We start from the raw sequence: 16305 nt of genomic DNA, 5'->3' as shown, positions 1-16305 counted from the left end.
CCGTTTTTAACGGCCCGCTAAGCGCCACCGGGCCATACAACAGACTTAACGGCTGGCAACCTTGCCACGTTTTACGGGCTTCTTCGCCGTCTCCCCGGCGTTCGAACGCTGATGCACAATGGGCGTATGTTTGGTTAACGCCGGGCGGGTGTTGCGGTTCTGACGACGCGCTTCGCGCATCTCATCCAGCGTTGGTGCAGGAACCAGACAGTCACGGCGCGATCCAATCAGATGCTTCTTGCCCATGCTCTCCAGCGCCTGACGAATCAGCGGCCAGTTCGCCGGATCGTGGTAACGCAGCAGCGCTTTATGCAGACGGCGCTGTTTGTCGCCTTTCGGCACCACAACCTCTTCACTCTTATAGCCAATCTTACCCAGCGGATTCTTGCCGGTGTAATACATGGTGGTCGAGTTGGCCAGCGGCGACGGATAGAAGTTCTGCACCTGGTCGAGACGGAAACGGTTTTTTTTCAGCCACAGGGCCAGGTTCACCATATCTTCGTCGCGAGTGCCCGGGTGCGCAGAGATAAAGTACGGAATCAGGTACTGCTCTTTACCCGCCTGCTTCGAATAGGTATCGAACAGCTCTTTGAAGCGGTCATAGCTTCCCATACCCGGCTTCATCATTTTTGACAGCGGGCCTTCTTCCGTATGTTCCGGGGCAATCTTCAGATAGCCGCCAACGTGGTGAGTCGCCAGCTCTTTGATATAGCGCGGATCCTCGACGGCGATGTCATAGCGCACGCCAGAGGCGATAAGGATTTTTTTAATCCCTTTCAGATCGCGAGCGCGACGATACAGATTGATCGTTGGCTCATGGTTGGTATCCATGTGCGGGCAGATATCCGGATAGACGCAGGATAAACGGCGACAGGTTTGTTCCGCACGCGGCGACTTGCAGCGCAGCATATACATGTTGGCTGTCGGACCGCCAAGATCGGAGATAACACCAGTAAAGCCGGGAACCGTGTCGCGAATCGCTTCGATCTCGTTGATGATCGAATCTTCGGAACGGCTCTGAATGATGCGACCTTCATGCTCGGTGATGGAGCAGAAAGAACAGCCGCCGAAACAGCCGCGCATAATGTTTATCGAGAAACGAATCATTTCGTAAGCCGGAATACGGCTGTCGCCATATGCCGGGTGCGGGACGCGCTTATACGGCAGCGCAAAAACGCTGTCCATCTCTTCCGTCGACAGCGGGATCGCCGGTGGGTTAACCCAGATATAACGCTCGCCGTGCTTTTGCATCAACGCGCGCGCGCAGCCCGGGTTGGTCTCATGATGCAGAATACGTGACGCGTGGGCGTACAGCACCTTGTCCCCTTTCACCTTCTCAAAGGAAGGCAGCAGGACATAGGTTTTTTCCCACGGCTTCGGACGCGGCGGTTGAACGGTGACGCGTTTGGCTTCTTGTTTTGGCGGCGCGACGGTTTTGTTATCCGCGCACGGCAGGTCTTCGCCATACGGGTGCGGGATCGGGTCAATTTTACCCGGGGTATCCAGACGGGTAGAGTCCACGCCGCTCCAGCCCGGCAGCGCCTCTTTGACCATAATGGCGGTATTACGCACGTCGCGAATTTGACCAATCGGCTCACCGGCAGCCAGACGATGCGCTACTTCAACCAGCGGACGCTCGCCGTTGCCGAACATCAGCATATCGGCCTTCGAGTCCACCAGCACCGAACGGCGCACGGTATCAGACCAGTAATCATAATGCGCGGTACGACGCAGGCTGGCCTCGATCCCCCCGAGGATAACCGGGACATCCTTCCACGCTTCTTTACAGCGCTGGGTATAGACCAGCGTGGCGCGGTCAGGACGTTTACCGGCAACATTGCCCGCGGTATAAGCATCATCGTGGCGCAGCTTACGGTCAGCGGTGTAGCGGTTGATCATCGAGTCCATATTGCCGGCGGTGACCCCGAAGAACAGATTCGGTTTGCCGAGGCGCATAAAGTCATTTTTATTGTTCCAGTCAGGCTGGGAAATAATCCCGACGCGGAATCCCTGCGCTTCCAGCATGCGTCCGCAGATCGCCATTCCGAAGCTTGGATGGTCGACATACGCATCGCCGGTGACCAGGATAATGTCGCAGCTATCCCAGCCAAGTTGATCCATCTCTTCGCGTGACATTGGTAAAAATGGCGCCGGGCCAAAGCAGGCGGCCCAGTACTGCGGCCAGGAAAAAAGGTCACGATCCGGTTGGATCAGGGATATTGCGCTCATATTGCTTCCGGAAAAAATGATAAAAAAATAATCAAAGGGCGGCGATTATAAGCCGGATCGATGATCGAAATGAAGGGAGATTTTCTTATACCCTGACCGCGATTCAGTCAGGGTATGAGGCATTACGGCGCCGGATTGACCAGCATCTGGCCAATTGAACCCCGGTCGGCAAGCTCCAGCGTCTGGCTCAGGAACTGGAACGGGAAATGCGGCCAGGAAGGCTGCGCGTAGTACACCAGGAGTTCCACCTGCCCGTCGACCCAGACGGTATCTTTCCAGCCGCGATCCTCCGGGAACGGTGCGGACCCGTTCACGTTACGCACCTGGAACATCACCCCTTCGATATGGAACGACTGCGGCCGATCGGCACGCACCGTCCAGCGCTCCCAGGTGCCCTGCTGGGCGGTGATATCAATGCGCTGCGGATCCCACAGATTACCGTTAATGCCCGGATCGTCGCCCAGAGAGATATCCCGTGAGCGAAGCGGCGTGCCGGACAAGAACTCCGTCGGCAGCAAACGCACCGGCAGACTATCGGTGACCAGCGGCAGCAGGCCCGTTGGACGCAACGTTAATAGCAGCGTAGAAATCAGGATACTCGACGGTTCGAAGAAGCCACGGATACGATCAACGATGCTCGCCGCTTCGCCGCAGGTAATCGACACCTCATCGCCGTTGGTCATATCCACCAGAATTTCTCGCCGCTCGCCGGGGGCCAGCGACAGCTGTTTCAGCGACACCGGCGCGGGTAAAAAGCCCTGGTCGCCGGAGATGACATGTATCAGCCGGCCATCGCTCATCTGCAGCTGATAGCGGCGGGAGTTAGAGGCGTTCAGCAGACGCAGGCGCACCCAGCCGCGCGACACTTCGACATACGGACTCTGTACGCCGTTTACCAGCAGCGTATCGCCGACAAAACCGCCGCTGCCGGGCTCGCTGTATTCCGGCGAACCGAAATTATCCAGCCGCTTGTCCTGAATAATCACCGGGAAGTCATCCACGCCATAGTGATTAGGAACCGGGAGGTTTTTGCTGATTTCATCTTCCACCAGCCACATACCCGCCAGACCGTTATAGACCTGTCTGGCCATATGGTTCGGGGTATTCGCCTGATACCACAGCGTGGCGGCACTCTGGCGAATCGGCAGCACCGGCGCCCAGTCAGCGTTCGGCGACATCATTCGCGCCGCGCCGCCAATCAGCGGACCGGGAACCTGCAGGCCCCGAATGGTCATGGCGACGTTTTCCGTCAGGCGGTTGCTGTAAATGAGCTTAACATCATCGCCATTCCACACGCGGATCGTCGGCCCGAGATAGCGGCCGTTCACACCCCATACCGAGGCGCGCGTTCCCGGGGTAAATGACCAGTGCGCCCGCTGCAGAGTTAAAAACAGCGGCTGACCGCGGCGGGATTCCAGCAGCGGTGGAACCGGCAAGGCTGGCTGCTGGCCGGCGGCATGTGCGTTCAGCGGCACGGCTCCCGCGCACAGCGCTACGCCTGAAGCCTTAATAAACTGACGCCGACTGAGTGACATATTAACTCCATGGAATACTAACTCATCAAAAAGGGAATTCGTTTCCCGCTAGCCCTGTGCTCGCGCTATCGCGGCAGTTCCTGGTTTATTTCTTTGCCGCCGCTTCGCGCTCAGCAACTTCGCGATCCAGCTCTTCAATCTTCGCCGCCATCAGCTCGCGGCAGTGCGTTGCCAGCGCACGTACGCCCTCTTTACCAAACTGGCTGGTATCGACCGGCGGCAGCATTTCGACAATCACCAAACCATTGTTCAGGCGATTGAGGTTAATTTTATTCGATGTATTGGAAACGCACACCGGAATAATCGGTACGCCAGCGGCAATAGCCGCGTGGAAAGCGCCGGTTTTAAAGGGGAGCAAACCGCGGCCGCGGCTGCGCGTACCTTCCGGGAACATCCAGAAAGAGATTTTGCGTTTTTTAAACGTATTGACGACCTGCGAGATAGTGCCATGCGCTTTCGCCCGGTTATTTCGGTCAATCAGCAGGTTCCCCGTCAACCAGTAGAGCAGACCAAAAAACGGGATCCACACCAGGCTCTTTTTACCCACGGTCACGGTCGGCGGCTGTACGATATTTGATGCCGTCACCATATCATAGTTGTTCTGATGGTTAGCGATGTAGATCGCATTGCCATAGCTCTCTGCATCAGCAGGCTTACGCGTTTCTACCTTCAGGCCGAATAGCGGAGAGAGTCGGCCAAACAGATGCCCGAAGGTGGCCACGTGTTTAGGATTACGCGGGCTGAACAAGCAGTAAATACAGCCAAATATGCACACAAAGAGACAATAAATAACAACAACAATTAGTCGAAAAATAAATAGCATAGCTACCTCTAAAACCCAAACCGCTTAGAATGATACCCGTTAAACTTCAGCTCGTATGCGCGCGAACGGCAATATCGCCCGGTACATCGTGACCGCACGTGCACGACACGCCTGACACGCTCGCCGTGGCATTTAAGCGCCGCTCACGTGTATAGGGTACTGACTCGCTGTTTAGCAGATTGCAGGCGTCGGGGGTCATTTGCTGGCCGCCCCGACGTATCTTGAATGATTTTGCGCCTATTGTTAATCGCAACACCTGAATAAACAACGATTTTGCGGCAAATTTTAGCCTCCCCTACCGGATAGCAGGGGAGGCTCATCTTACTCTTCGCTATCGCCCGCCGACGATGCCCGACGCGGTGAATCGATTTCCACACGATCGATTTTCTGCAGTCCGCGCATCAGCGAGCCGCGACGACCGCGCTCACCGGTGACTTTTTGCAGCTCTTCGGGACGCAGTTTAATCTTGCGCTTCCCGACGTGGATAGTCAGCGTGCTCTGCGGCGGCAGCACGAACAAGTGCGCCAGGCCATCCTGACCGGAAGCCGCTTCCGCCGACGGAATATTGATAATCTTATTCCCCTTACCTTTCGACAGCTGCGGTAAGTCGCTGACCGGGAACATCAGCATGCGTCCGGCAGCGGTGATCGCCAGCAGCATGTCTGAATCATCTTCAATCACCAGCGGCGCCATGACGCGCGCGTTATCTGGCAACGTAATCAGCGCCTTGCCTGCGCGGTTGCGCGCTACCAGATCGTTAAAGGTACAGACGAAACCGTAGCCGGCGTCGGAGGCCATCAGCAGCTTGCGATCGTCGCTTTCCATCAGCATATGTTCAACGCTGGCGCCCGGCGGTAGCGTCAGTTTGCCGGTAATCGGCTCGCCCTGACCGCGTGCCGACGGCAGCGTAATAGGATCGATGGCGTAGCTACGCCCGGTGGTATCAATAAACACCACCGGCTGGTTGCTCTTGCCTTTCGACGACGCCTTCCAGCTATCGCCCGCTTTATAGCTCAGGCCCTGCGCGTCAATATCGTGGCCTTTGGCGCTTCGCACCCAGCCCATTTGCGACAGTACGATGGTCACCGGTTCAGACGGCAGCATGTCGTGCTCGCTCATCGCTTTTGCTTCTTCGCGCTCGCGCAGCGGTGAACGACGATCGTCGCCGAAGGTTTCGGCATCGGCCTGCAGCTCTTTCTTCAGCAGGTTGTTCATCTTCCGTTCAGAGGCCAGAATCGCCTGCAGCTGATCGCGCTCTTTTTCCAGATCGCTCTGCTCGCCGCGGATCTTCATCTCTTCCAGTCGGGCGAGGTGACGCAGTTTCAGCTCAAGGATCGCTTCCGCCTGGGTTTCGCTGATGCCAAAACGTGACATCAGGGCCGGCTTCGGTTCATCCTCGTGGCGGATAATTTCAATCACTTCATCGATGTTGAGGAACGCGACCAGCAAACCTTCGAGGATGTGCAGACGCTTGAGCACTTTCTCCAGGCGGTAGTTCAGACGACGACGCACGGTGTCGCGGCGGAAGGTCAGCCACTCCGCGAGGATCTCCAGCAGGTTTTTCACCGCCGGACGGTTGTCGAGGCCGATCATGTTCAGGTTGATGCGATAGCTTTTTTCAAGATCGGTGGTCGCGAACAGATGATTCATCACCTGTTCCATATCCACGCGATTCGAACGCGGGACGATCACCAGGCGAGTCGGGTTTTCGTGGTCCGACTCATCGCGCAGATCGTCAACCATCGGCAGCTTTTTGTTGCGCATCTGAGCGGCAATTTGCTCCAGCACGCGGGCGCCGGAAACCTGATGCGGCAACGCCGTAATCACGACCGCGCCGTCCTCTTTTTTCCATACCGCGCGCATCCGCACCGAACCGCGGCCGTTCTGGTAGATTTTGCGGATCTCCGCGCGTGGAGTAATGATTTCGGCTTCGGTCGGGTAGTCGGGTCCGTGAACGATATCCAGCAGTTCGTCGAGCGAGGTCTGCGGTTTTTCGATCAGGGTAATCGCCGCCTGCGCCACTTCACGCAGGTTGTGCGGAGGAATATCGGTTGCCATACCGACGGCGATGCCGGTAGTGCCGTTCAGCAGAATATTCGGCAGACGCGCAGGCAGCATTTTCGGCTCCTGCATCGTCCCGTCGAAGTTCGGCACCCAGTCGACGGTTCCCTGCCCCAGTTCGCCCAGCAGCAGTTCCGCATACTTCGACAAACGGGATTCGGTATAACGCATCGCGGCGAAGGATTTAGGATCGTCCGGTGCCCCCCAGTTCCCCTGCCCATCCACCAGCGGGTAGCGGTAGGAGAATGGCTGCGCCATCAGCACCATAGCTTCATAGCATGCGCTATCGCCGTGCGGGTGATATTTACCCAGCACATCACCCACGGTGCGGGCGGACTTTTTGAACTTCGCGCTGGCGTTCAGCCCCAGCTCAGACATCGCATAAACGATGCGACGCTGGACCGGCTTCAGACCATCGCCAATAAACGGCAACGCCCTGTCCATGATGACGTACATGGAATAGTTCAGGTAAGCATTTTCCGTAAATTCATGCAGCGCAAGGCGCTCTGCCATATCGCTCATTAATCGTGAATCCTCAATCTGCGTACCGACCGTGCGGGCGGCAAAACTACCGGCGATAATACCCGATCTCACGCCCTGAGTCACAGGCCGTGAGATCGGCTGAGGATTCCGCTGGCGCTAATCAGCGTAACGGCAGATAAATATCGGTCTGTAGCTCGTGTTCGCCGACTTCATGGACGAAGTTGAGGTAACGAAAAAACAGCGGAAAATCGCGTGGCGTTTCACCCGACGTCGGTAGCCAGTCGCGGTAGAGAGACCAGATGCTTTGCGCGAGCGTATCCAGAGAGCCGTGGTGGCGCGCCACTGCGCATCGCCCGCCCGGAATAGTGCCATTCACCACGCCAAAGGTGTTTTCCGCTATCGGTTCACTGACCGACCCGCAGATATCAAAACGGAAATCGTCAGCGGGGGTGGTCGCGGGATCGTCCCACGACACGCCCCAGGTCGCGCTGGTGGCGATCGGCGATAACCCGCTCGCCTTACGCCAGGCAATAAACTGCGCCGCCGTAGCATTGACCAAATCAGGACTGCCGCGGTGGCGCAACATCGCCACCTGCGTCTCAGGGAACTGGACTATTTTAACCACCATCGGATGTTGCTCCTGTAACGTATTTTTCGGAACGCGTCGGTGCCACTCCTGCCAGTCCGGCTGTTGACGGAACTGGCTGGGGCTTTGAGCGAACGCGGCACGGAAAGCACGACTGAACGATTCCGGATTCTGAAAGCCGGCATCAAGGGCAATATCGATGATTTTATCCTGCGGCCTGAACGCCAGTCGCCAGCAAGCGCGGCGCAGACGTAGCCACTGGATATAGCGATATAGCGGTACGCCGCTACAGGCAGTGAATTGCCGGTGAAAGTGATACGGCGAGCTGTGCGCGATCGCGCTCAGCGTCTCCAGCGACAGGGGTTCATCGAGATGACGCTCAATGTATAAACACACTCGCTGGAAACGCCCGGCGTACGCCGGGCTGGTTCTGGTCTCGTTCATCGTCTCCTCCTGCGGACATACTCTGGCAGAGCGAGGATAGCGATTCCTGACCGATCTTGCGCGATGTCGAGATTACGGCGCGACTTTAGTGATTTGCTTCACATCGATTTCAACCGAGTTCCAGTCTTTGTCGACCTCCCCCTGGATCTCAACGGTGTCCTGCGGTGTGACGGTCAGGCCGTTCCAGCGCTTATGGTCAATATCTACATTCACCGTCCCGGAAGCATCCTGGAATTTATACAGATCGTCGGAAATCCGCTGCACGATTTTACCGCGCAGGGTCACCCAGGTGTCATCACGCAAGGATTTGGCGTTTTCCACCGTCGTTACGCTCCCGCTCGGGCCAATAAAACCGCCTTTTTGCGTAGACGTCTGGCTGGTTTGCGTCGCGCCCGGTCCGTTAAAACCACCTTGTTCAGCAGCCAGCACCGGCATAGAAATTAAAGCGGCGATCGCGGTCATTGCAGCCATTTTCTTCATAAGATGTTCTCCCTTGTCTGGTTATATGACCATGATTACATCAGGCAAAACTTAACGACTTCTTAAGCAGAAAAAAGAAATTTTATTACTGTACAGCGCCTGCCGCAACGCGGTTTACTGCGCGTACACATGACAGCCACAGGAGCGGCCAATGCGCATTTTACTGGTGGAAGACGACAAGCTCATCGGCGATGGCATTAAAGTCGGGCTGACGAAAATGGGCTTCAGCATCGACTGGTTTACCCGTGGCGAAGAGGGCAAAGCCGCGCTCTATACGGCGCCCTATGACGCGGCGATCCTCGACCTGACGCTGCCCGGTATCGACGGGCTGGATATCCTGCGTGAATGGCGCCATCAGGGCCGCCACGAGCCGGTACTGATCCTCACGGCCCGCGATGCGCTCAGCCAGCGGGTTGAAGGGCTGCGCCTCGGCGCCGATGACTATCTGTGTAAACCTTTCGCGCTGATTGAAGTTGCCGCTCGTCTGGAGGCCCTGATTCGTCGCGCCCACGGCCAGAGCAGCAGCGAGCTGCGCCATGGCCACGTTGCGCTCGATCCCATTGGCCTGACCGTGACGGTGAACGGCGACAACCTGGCGCTGAAACCAAAAGAGTTCGCCTTGCTGGAGCTGCTGATGCGCAATGCCGGACGCGTTCTGCCACGCAAGCTCATTGAAGAGAAACTCTATACCTGGGACGACGATGTCTCCAGCAACGCGGTCGAGGTGCACGTTCATCACCTGCGCCGCAAGCTCGGCAGTGAATTTATTCGTACCGTTCACGGTATCGGCTATACCCTCGGTGATGCATGAAACGACTTAGCCTGCGCGTCCGCCTGACGCTCCTTTTTTTCCTGCTGACCAGTGCAGCCTGGGGCATCGCCTGTTTGATTGCCTGGCAACAAACCACGGAAAAACTGGATAAGCTCTTTGATACCCAACAGCTGCTGTTTGCCCGCCGACTGAGCGCCATGAATTTCGACGAGCTGCATACGCTCACGGCGCCGGTGCGGACAAAAAAGAAGATCAAACACGGCCACCTCGATGACGACGCGCTGGCGTTCGCGATTTTCACGGCCGACGGCAAGCGTCTGCTTCACGACGGCGAGAATGGTCAGGACATCCCGTGGCAAAATCGTCGGGAAGGCTTCAGCGATGGCTATCTGAATAACGATGATGATGAATGGCGCTTCCTGCAGTTAACCACCGGCGATGGCCGCTACCGTATTGTCGTGGGTCAGGAGTGGGACTACCGGCGGGAAATGGCGCTGGATATCGTCACCTCCCAGCTGACCCCCTGGCTGGTGGCGCTGCCGCTGATGTTCCTGCTGCTGATTGTGCTGCTGAGCCGGGAACTGGCGCCGTTAAAACAGCTGACCAGAACGCTGCGTCTGCGCGCGCCGGACTCGGCTGAATCGCTTAACGTCGACAAGGTGCCCAGTGAAGTCCGGCCGCTGGTCGATGCCCTGAATCAGCTGTTTGCCCGTACCCATGACACCATGATACGCGAGCGCCGGTTTACCTCCGATGCCGCACACGAGCTGCGCAGCCCGCTTGCGGCCCTGAAGGTGCAGACCGAAGTCGCGCAGCTGTCAATGGACGACCCGCAGGGGCGGGAGAAAGCGCTGGCGCAGCTGCATGAAGGGATTGACCGCGCAACCCGGCTGGTAGACCAGCTTTTAACGTTGTCGCGTCTCGATTCTCTGGCGCAGCTTGATGATGTGCATACGATTGCCATCGATGAGCTACTGCAATCGTCGGTCATGGAGATGTACCACTCTGCGCAGCAGGCGGGCATTGAGCTTCGCCTGCATCTGAACGCAACTCAGGTCATGCAGCCTGGCCAGCCGCTGCTGCTGAGTCTGCTGGTGCGTAATCTGCTGGATAACGCCGTACGCTACAGCCCTCCCGGCAGCCAGGTCGATATCACTCTTGATGCTCGTGAGTTTTCCGTACGCGATAATGGCCCGGGCGTTAGCCCCGAAGCGCTGGCGCGGATCGGCGAACGATTCTATCGCCCTCCCGGTCAGGATGAGCCCGGTAGCGGGCTGGGATTATCTATCGTCCGCCGCATTGCCGCGCTGCACCGGATGACGGTAGACTTCAGCAACGCGCCCGGAGGCGGTTTCGCGGCGCGCGTGCGCTGGTAGCAATTATTGCAATTAACGCAAAAGACTTTGCACATTTTGCTCATTTTACCGCCCCGCCTCGCGGGGTAAAATCAGTGACAAACTCGAAACCTGAAGGGTAAAAAATGAGCAACATCCTGATTATCAACGGCGCGAAGAAATTCGCCCATTCAAACGGCCAGTTGAATGACACCCTGACCGAGGTCGCGGATGGTTATCTGCGCGACGCCGGGCATGATGTTAAAATCGTTCGTGCGGAAAGCGATTACGACGTCCAGCAGGAAGTACAGAATTTCCTCTGGGCCGACGTGGTTATCTGGCAAATGCCGGGCTGGTGGATGGGCGCGCCGTGGACCGTGAAGAAATATATTGATGACGTCTTCACCGAAGGGCATGGCTCGCTGTATGCCAGCGACGGGCGCACCCGCTCCGACGCCAGCAAGAAATATGGTTCCGGCGGCTTGATTCAGGGCAAGCAGTACATGCTCTCCCTGACCTGGAACGCACCGATGGATGCCTTTACCGATAAAGATCAGTTCTTCCACGGCGTGGGCGTTGACGGCGTTTATCTGCCGTTCCATAAAGCCAACCAGTTCCTCGGCATGACCCCTCTGCCGACCTTTATCGCCAACGACGTCATTAAAATGCCGGATGTTCCGCGTGACATAGCAGAATATCGCAAGCATCTGGCGCAGATTTTTGGTTAACTAAAGGTCTACATACAGAAGGAGTTGAGTTAATCATGTTAACAGTGATCGCAGAAATTCGTACACGCCCTGGCCAACATCATCGCCAGGCGGTACTTGATCAGTTTGCAAAACTTGTTCCGGTGGTTTTACAGGAAGAGGGCTGCCACGGCTATGCGCCGCTGGTTGACCACGCTGCCGGCGTGAGTTTCCAGAGCACTTCCCCGGATTCGATCGTCATGGTTGAACAGTGGGAAAGCGTTGCCCACCTTGAAGCGCATCTGCAAACTCCGCACATGAAAGCCTACGCTGAAGCGGTGAAAGGCGACGTGCTGGAGACCAGTATCCGTATTCTGCAGTCCGGCATTTAAGCCTGCGCGCGAAGAAAAAATAAGAAGTGAGTCAGAACTGGCGGAGCGCCAGTTCTGCTTAAACAGTAGGTCAGGCTTCCAGATCCGCCATATCCCCTTTCTCCTGCAGCCAGTTACGACGGTCTTCCGAACGTTTCTTGGCTAACAGCATATCCATCATCGCCGTAGTCTGCTGCTCATCCTCATCACTGATAATCAGCTGAACCAGACGGCGGGTATTCGGGTCAAGCGTGGTTTCACGCAGCTGCATCGGGTTCATCTCACCCAGCCCTTTAAAGCGCTGTACGTTCGGTTTGCCCTTCTTACGTTTGAGCTGCTCCAGCACGCCGGCTTTCTCTTCTTCCGTCAGCGCGTAGTAAACCTCTTTGCCGAGATCGATACGGTACAAAGGCGGCAGCGCAACGTGGACGTGCCCGTGTTTCACCAGCGTGCGGAAGTGCTTCACAAACAGCGCGCACAGCAGCGTGGCAATGTGCAGGCCGTCGGAGTCCGCATCCGCGAGAATACAAATCTTGCCGTAGCGCAGCTGACTTAAGTCGTCGCTATCCGGATCGATGCCGATAGCCACCGAAATGTCGTGGACCTCTTGCGACGCCAGCACTTCATCAGATGAGACTTCCCAGGTATTCAGGATTTTACCCTTCAGCGGCATAATCGCCTGATATTCCCGGTCGCGCGCCTGCTTGGCAGAGCCGCCCGCCGAGTCCCCTTCGACCAGGAACAGCTCGGTACGGTTCAGATCCTGGGCGGTACAGTCTGCCAGCTTGCCCGGCAGCGCGGGGCCGCTGGTCAGCTTTTTACGCACCACTTTTTTCGCCGCGCGCATCCGGCGCTGAGCGCTGGAAATGGCCATCTCGGCGAGCAGCTCCGCCGCCTGCACGTTCTGATTCAGCCACAGGCTGAAGGCATCTTTCACCACGCCGGAGACAAATGCCGCGCACTGACGCGAAGAGAGACGTTCTTTAGTCTGACCGGCAAACTGCGGATCCTGCATTTTCACCGACAGCACGTAGGCACAGCGATCCCAGATATCTTCCGCAGACAGCTTCACGCCGCGCGGCAGGATATTGCGATATTCACAGAACTCGCGCATCGCTTCGAGCAGACCCTGGCGCAGGCCGTTAACGTGGGTACCGCCCTGCATGGTCGGGATCAGGTTAACGTAGCTTTCGGTCAGCAGTTCCCCACCTTCCGGTAGCCACAGCAGCGCCCAGTCGACCGCTTCGGTTTCGCCGGAGAAGTTACCGACGAACGGTTTTTCCGGCAGCAGCGGCAGGCCGTTCACCGCTTCACACAGATAGTCGGTCAGGCCGTCCTGGTAACACCAGCGCTGTTCGCTGTTGTTTACCTGGTCACGGAAGACAATCTCGACCCCAGGGCAGAGTACGGCTTTGGCTTTGAGTACGTGCGTCAGGCGCGAGACGGAAAAGCGCGGACTATCAAAGAAGCTCTCATCCGGCCAGAAATGCACGCTGGTTCCGGTATTGCGTTTACCGCAGGTACCGGTGACGTGGAGATCTTCAACTTTATCGCCGTTCTCGAAGGCGATGCTGTAGATCTGGCCATCGCGGCGCACGTTCACTTCCACGCGCTTTGACAAGGCGTTGACCACCGAAATACCCACCCCGTGCAGGCCACCCGAGAACTGGTAGTTCTTGCTGGAGAATTTGCCGCCCGCATGCAGCCGGCACAGGATCAGCTCAACCGCCGGAACCCCTTCTTCCGGGTGGATATCAACCGGCATCCCGCGCCCATCGTCAATCACTTCCAGCGATTGATCGGCATGAAGAATGACCTCCACGCGTTTGGCATGGCCAGCCAGTGCTTCATCCACACTGTTATCAATAACTTCCTGACCGAGATGGTTAGGACGTGTTGTGTCAGTGTACATCCCCGGACGGCGGCGAACCGGCTCTAGCCCGGTGAGTACCTCAATGGCATCAGCGTTATATGAAGATTGCGTCATGGTGTGTATTCGTAGGTCATCCAGGGCCGCTTAACGCAGACCCAGAAAATCGATAATCTGAGTGAAATGATCTTCAAAGCCGACAAATGCGTGATTGCCGCCCTCCTCTACCGTCTGCCGGCATGAGGCGTAGTAAGCAACGGCCTGGCGGTAATCAAGCACTTCATCGCCCGTTTGCTGCAGCAGCCAGATTAAATCAGGCGCTTCCAGCGGGTCGATTTGCATGACTTTGAGATCGTAAATATGGCGTGACTCTAGCACATATTGCTGCCCCGTGTACGGATTCTCATTGGGGCCAAGGAAATTGTTCAGCAGTTCAAACGGGCGTACCGCCGGGTTAACCACCACCGTCGGCAGCATAAAACACTGCGATAGCCAGGTGGCATAGTAGCCACCCAGCGAGGAGCCTACCACCCCCAGCGGTTCCCCGCCGCGTTCCAGCACAATGGCTTCCAGCATCTCCGCCGCTTCTGCCGGATAGGCGGGTAGCTCAGGCACCACCATCGTAATCTCGGGAAAGGTCTGCGTCAGCCAGTCCTTCAACGCCGTCGCTTTTGCCGATCGCGGTGAGCTGTTAAAACCATGCAGATAAAGGAGCGTAGCCATCAGTATCCTTCTGAAGCGATATCCGGGTGAAACTTCACGCCGTTAAGGCGACAAACTTCCGTGGTCAAGGTACCGTCGGCGTGCAGTTCCAGCCAGCGCCAGCCGGGAGAAATGGTATCCAGGGTAAAATTGGCGCAATGCGGCTTAAACTGTACACAGGTCGAGGGAGTTGCCATCATCCGCCGCCCGTTCCAGTTGAGGTCCAGTTCCTGGTGAATATGGCCACAGAGTAAATGCCTTACGCGCGGAAAAGCGGCCAGCGCACGATCCAGGGCCCCGGCATTACGCAGGCTGTGTTGATCCAACCAGCTACAACCCGAAGGGAGCGGATGATGATGCAACAGCAGCAGCGTATAACGCTCAGGCTCTTCCGCCAGCCTCTGCTCCAGCCACTCAAGCTGAAAGTCGCTCAGCTCGCCGTGGGGAACGCCAAACACCTGGCTGTCCAACAGCAATATTTGCCAATGATCGCCCAGCAAAACCCTTTTGGCCGGGGAAATACCTGATTCCTGCAGCGTGCTGTACATCGCCGGCTGGAAGTCATGATTGCCCGGCAACCAGACGCAGGGCGCGGCAAAACTCGCGATACCTTCAGCAAAGTGCTGGTAGGCCGCGGCTGAATGGTCCTGCGCCAGATCGCCTGTTGCTACTATAAGATCGCATGGACGCTGTGAGGCATGGATGGCATCCAGCACGGCCTGGTAGCTTTCCCAGGTATTGATACCTAACAGCGTTTCATGTTTTTCAGCAAACAGGTGAGTATCAGTAATTTGTAATATCCTGACTCTGGTCTCACCAGCCAGAGGCAGATTCAACAGGCTTTCCAAATGGTGTCCTTAGGTTTCACGACGCTAACAAACCGGAATCGCCATCGCTCCATGTGCTAAACAGTATCTCAGCCAGTCCGCCAGGAACTGATTAATTTGATGCTTTTCGTCGCGTTGATGCAACTTTTTATTAGGATAATCATACTTTGCTTTGAAGCGAAAGATCTGCTGAGTCGAACACACTTCAGCGACCATCGCATCATGATACAGACGTACCGTCATTGACGGTAAACTCCAGTAACTTACCGCCGGAACCGTCTGCTCAATTGACACTAATGTAGTGTAGCGGGTCGACTCGACGATAGTTAATCGATATTGCGCATTGCCCACCTGATAGCCCGCGACATCGCCGGCTGCATCGGTTCGAGGCAACAAGCGGCGCAACTGAGCAAAATTGGTTTCACACAGGCGCATCATTTCCGGGAAGTCAGGTGTATAACGCTTCATTTTGTCCACTCATTACGTAAATTGTGATAATGCAATTGCAGCCATTGCAGGGCGATGACAGAGGCCGCGTTGTCGATTTTCCCCTCTTCAACCCACTGATAAGCCTGCTCCCGGCTTACCACATGCACCCGGATGTCTTCATTTTCATCCGCCAGACCGTGAATCCCCTTTGCCGTCGTTGCATCGACTTCACCGACCAGAATCGACAGCCTTTCGCTGGTGCCGCCCGGGCTTGCCAGGTAGCTCAGGACCGGTTTTGTCCGCCCGACGATCAGCCCGGCTTCTTCTACCGCTTCGCGGCGGGCAACGTCCTCGGGGGTCTCGCCGTCTTCAATCATACCGGCGACCATTTCAAGCAGCCACGGGCTCTCGCTAGTATCATACGCGGCGATGCGGATTTGCTCGACCAGCACCACTTCATCACGTATCGGGTCAAAGGGTAGCAAGACTGCGGCATGCCCGCGCTCAAAAATTTCGCGCGTCACCTCGCCGCTCATCCCACCGTTAAACAGGCGATGGCGAAAACGGTATAAATCCAGCGAAAAAAAACCACGATAAAGCGTTTCGCGTGCAATAATTTCTACATCGTTTTTAGAGAAGGTAATTCCTTGCTGATTGGGCTTGCTCATTGTCT

General features: G+C 56.6%; 14 protein-coding genes and 1 pseudogene. 4 read left to right on the top strand and 11 right to left on the bottom strand.

Annotation, left to right across the window (positions count from 1 at the left end; genetic code table 11):
- Positions 1–66: 66 nt before the first annotated feature.
- From GRPL_RS17770 to GRPL_RS17795, 6 genes and pseudogenes are all read right to left on the bottom strand, one after another.
- Positions 67–2318: pseudogene (locus tag GRPL_RS17770) on the bottom strand (YgiQ family radical SAM protein); the annotation flags it as partial.
- 33 nt (positions 2319–2351) lie between these two features.
- The gene (gene ftsP, locus GRPL_RS17775; RefSeq protein ID WP_032690690.1) at positions 2352–3764 is read right to left on the bottom strand and encodes a cell division protein FtsP; all 1413 of its coding nucleotides are present in this window, start codon (positions 3762–3764) and stop codon (positions 2352–2354) included.
- 85 nt (positions 3765–3849) lie between these two features.
- On the bottom strand, positions 3850–4587 hold the full coding sequence (plsC, locus tag GRPL_RS17780; RefSeq protein WP_004867743.1) for a 1-acylglycerol-3-phosphate O-acyltransferase: 738 nt from the start codon (positions 4585–4587) through the stop codon (positions 3850–3852).
- A gap of 321 nt (positions 4588–4908) precedes the next feature.
- Positions 4909–7170 carry a DNA topoisomerase IV subunit A gene (gene parC / locus GRPL_RS17785; protein ID WP_032690689.1) on the bottom strand — a complete coding sequence of 754 codons (2262 nt, stop codon included), beginning with the start codon at positions 7168–7170 and terminating at the stop codon, positions 4909–4911.
- A 121-nt stretch (positions 7171–7291) separates the two neighbouring features.
- Complete coding sequence (locus GRPL_RS17790) at positions 7292–8161, bottom strand: AraC family transcriptional regulator (protein ID WP_032698768.1); 870 nt, start codon at positions 8159–8161, stop codon at positions 7292–7294.
- Positions 8162–8233: 72 nt separating this feature from the next.
- Positions 8234–8641, bottom strand: a complete 408-nt coding sequence (locus tag GRPL_RS17795; protein WP_032698767.1) for a YgiW/YdeI family stress tolerance OB fold protein — start codon at positions 8639–8641, stop codon at positions 8234–8236.
- 151 nt (positions 8642–8792) lie between these two features.
- Here GRPL_RS17795 and qseB point away from each other — a divergent pair, with 151 nt between their 5' ends.
- The 4 genes from qseB to GRPL_RS17815 all read left to right on the top strand — a co-directional run bounded on the left by qseB (position 8793) and on the right by GRPL_RS17815 (position 11825).
- A complete protein-coding gene (gene qseB, locus GRPL_RS17800; RefSeq protein ID WP_032690686.1) occupies positions 8793–9452 on the top strand; it encodes a quorum sensing response regulator transcription factor QseB in 660 nt (219 codons plus the stop codon).
- The gene (gene qseC, locus GRPL_RS17805; RefSeq protein WP_032698766.1) at positions 9449–10789 is read left to right on the top strand and encodes a quorum sensing histidine kinase QseC; all 1341 of its coding nucleotides are present in this window, start codon (positions 9449–9451) and stop codon (positions 10787–10789) included. The genes qseB and qseC overlap by 4 nt, the downstream gene beginning before the upstream one ends.
- Before the next feature lie 104 nt (positions 10790–10893).
- Positions 10894–11475: an NAD(P)H-dependent oxidoreductase gene (locus tag GRPL_RS17810; RefSeq protein ID WP_032690684.1), complete on the top strand. Its 582-nt coding sequence runs from the start codon at positions 10894–10896 to the stop codon at positions 11473–11475.
- 35 nt (positions 11476–11510) lie between these two features.
- Positions 11511–11825 (top strand): putative quinol monooxygenase, encoded by a 315-nt coding sequence (locus GRPL_RS17815; RefSeq protein ID WP_004867760.1) that lies wholly within the window; start codon positions 11511–11513, stop codon positions 11823–11825.
- A gap of 70 nt (positions 11826–11895) precedes the next feature.
- Here the strand turns inward: GRPL_RS17815 and parE are convergent, their stop codons facing one another.
- The 5 genes from parE to nudF are packed head-to-tail and all read right to left on the bottom strand — an operon-like array spanning position 11896 to position 16300.
- Complete coding sequence (parE, locus tag GRPL_RS17820; protein ID WP_004867763.1) at positions 11896–13791, bottom strand: DNA topoisomerase IV subunit B; 1896 nt, start codon at positions 13789–13791, stop codon at positions 11896–11898.
- A 30-nt stretch (positions 13792–13821) separates the two neighbouring features.
- Positions 13822–14397 (bottom strand): esterase YqiA, encoded by a 576-nt coding sequence (gene yqiA / locus GRPL_RS17825; RefSeq protein WP_004867764.1) that lies wholly within the window; start codon positions 14395–14397, stop codon positions 13822–13824.
- Positions 14397–15224 carry a 3',5'-cyclic-AMP phosphodiesterase gene (cpdA, locus tag GRPL_RS17830; protein ID WP_032697553.1) on the bottom strand — a complete coding sequence of 276 codons (828 nt, stop codon included), beginning with the start codon at positions 15222–15224 and terminating at the stop codon, positions 14397–14399. The genes yqiA and cpdA overlap by 1 nt, the downstream gene beginning before the upstream one ends.
- 24 nt (positions 15225–15248) lie before the next feature.
- A complete protein-coding gene (locus GRPL_RS17835) occupies positions 15249–15671 on the bottom strand; it encodes a DUF1249 family protein (RefSeq protein ID WP_004867771.1) in 423 nt (140 codons plus the stop codon).
- Positions 15668–16300 carry an ADP-ribose diphosphatase gene (nudF, locus tag GRPL_RS17840; RefSeq protein WP_032690681.1) on the bottom strand — a complete coding sequence of 211 codons (633 nt, stop codon included), beginning with the start codon at positions 16298–16300 and terminating at the stop codon, positions 15668–15670. The genes GRPL_RS17835 and nudF overlap by 4 nt, the downstream gene beginning before the upstream one ends.
- Positions 16301–16305: the final 5 nt, after the last annotated feature.

It is taken from the genome of Klebsiella planticola ATCC 33531 (assembly GCF_000735435.1).
In the GTDB taxonomy this organism is placed as follows: Bacteria; Pseudomonadota; Gammaproteobacteria; order Enterobacterales; family Enterobacteriaceae; genus Klebsiella; species Klebsiella planticola.
The sequence above is the reverse complement of the archived record's forward strand: the minus strand, read 5'-3'. Positions and strand labels throughout refer to the sequence as shown.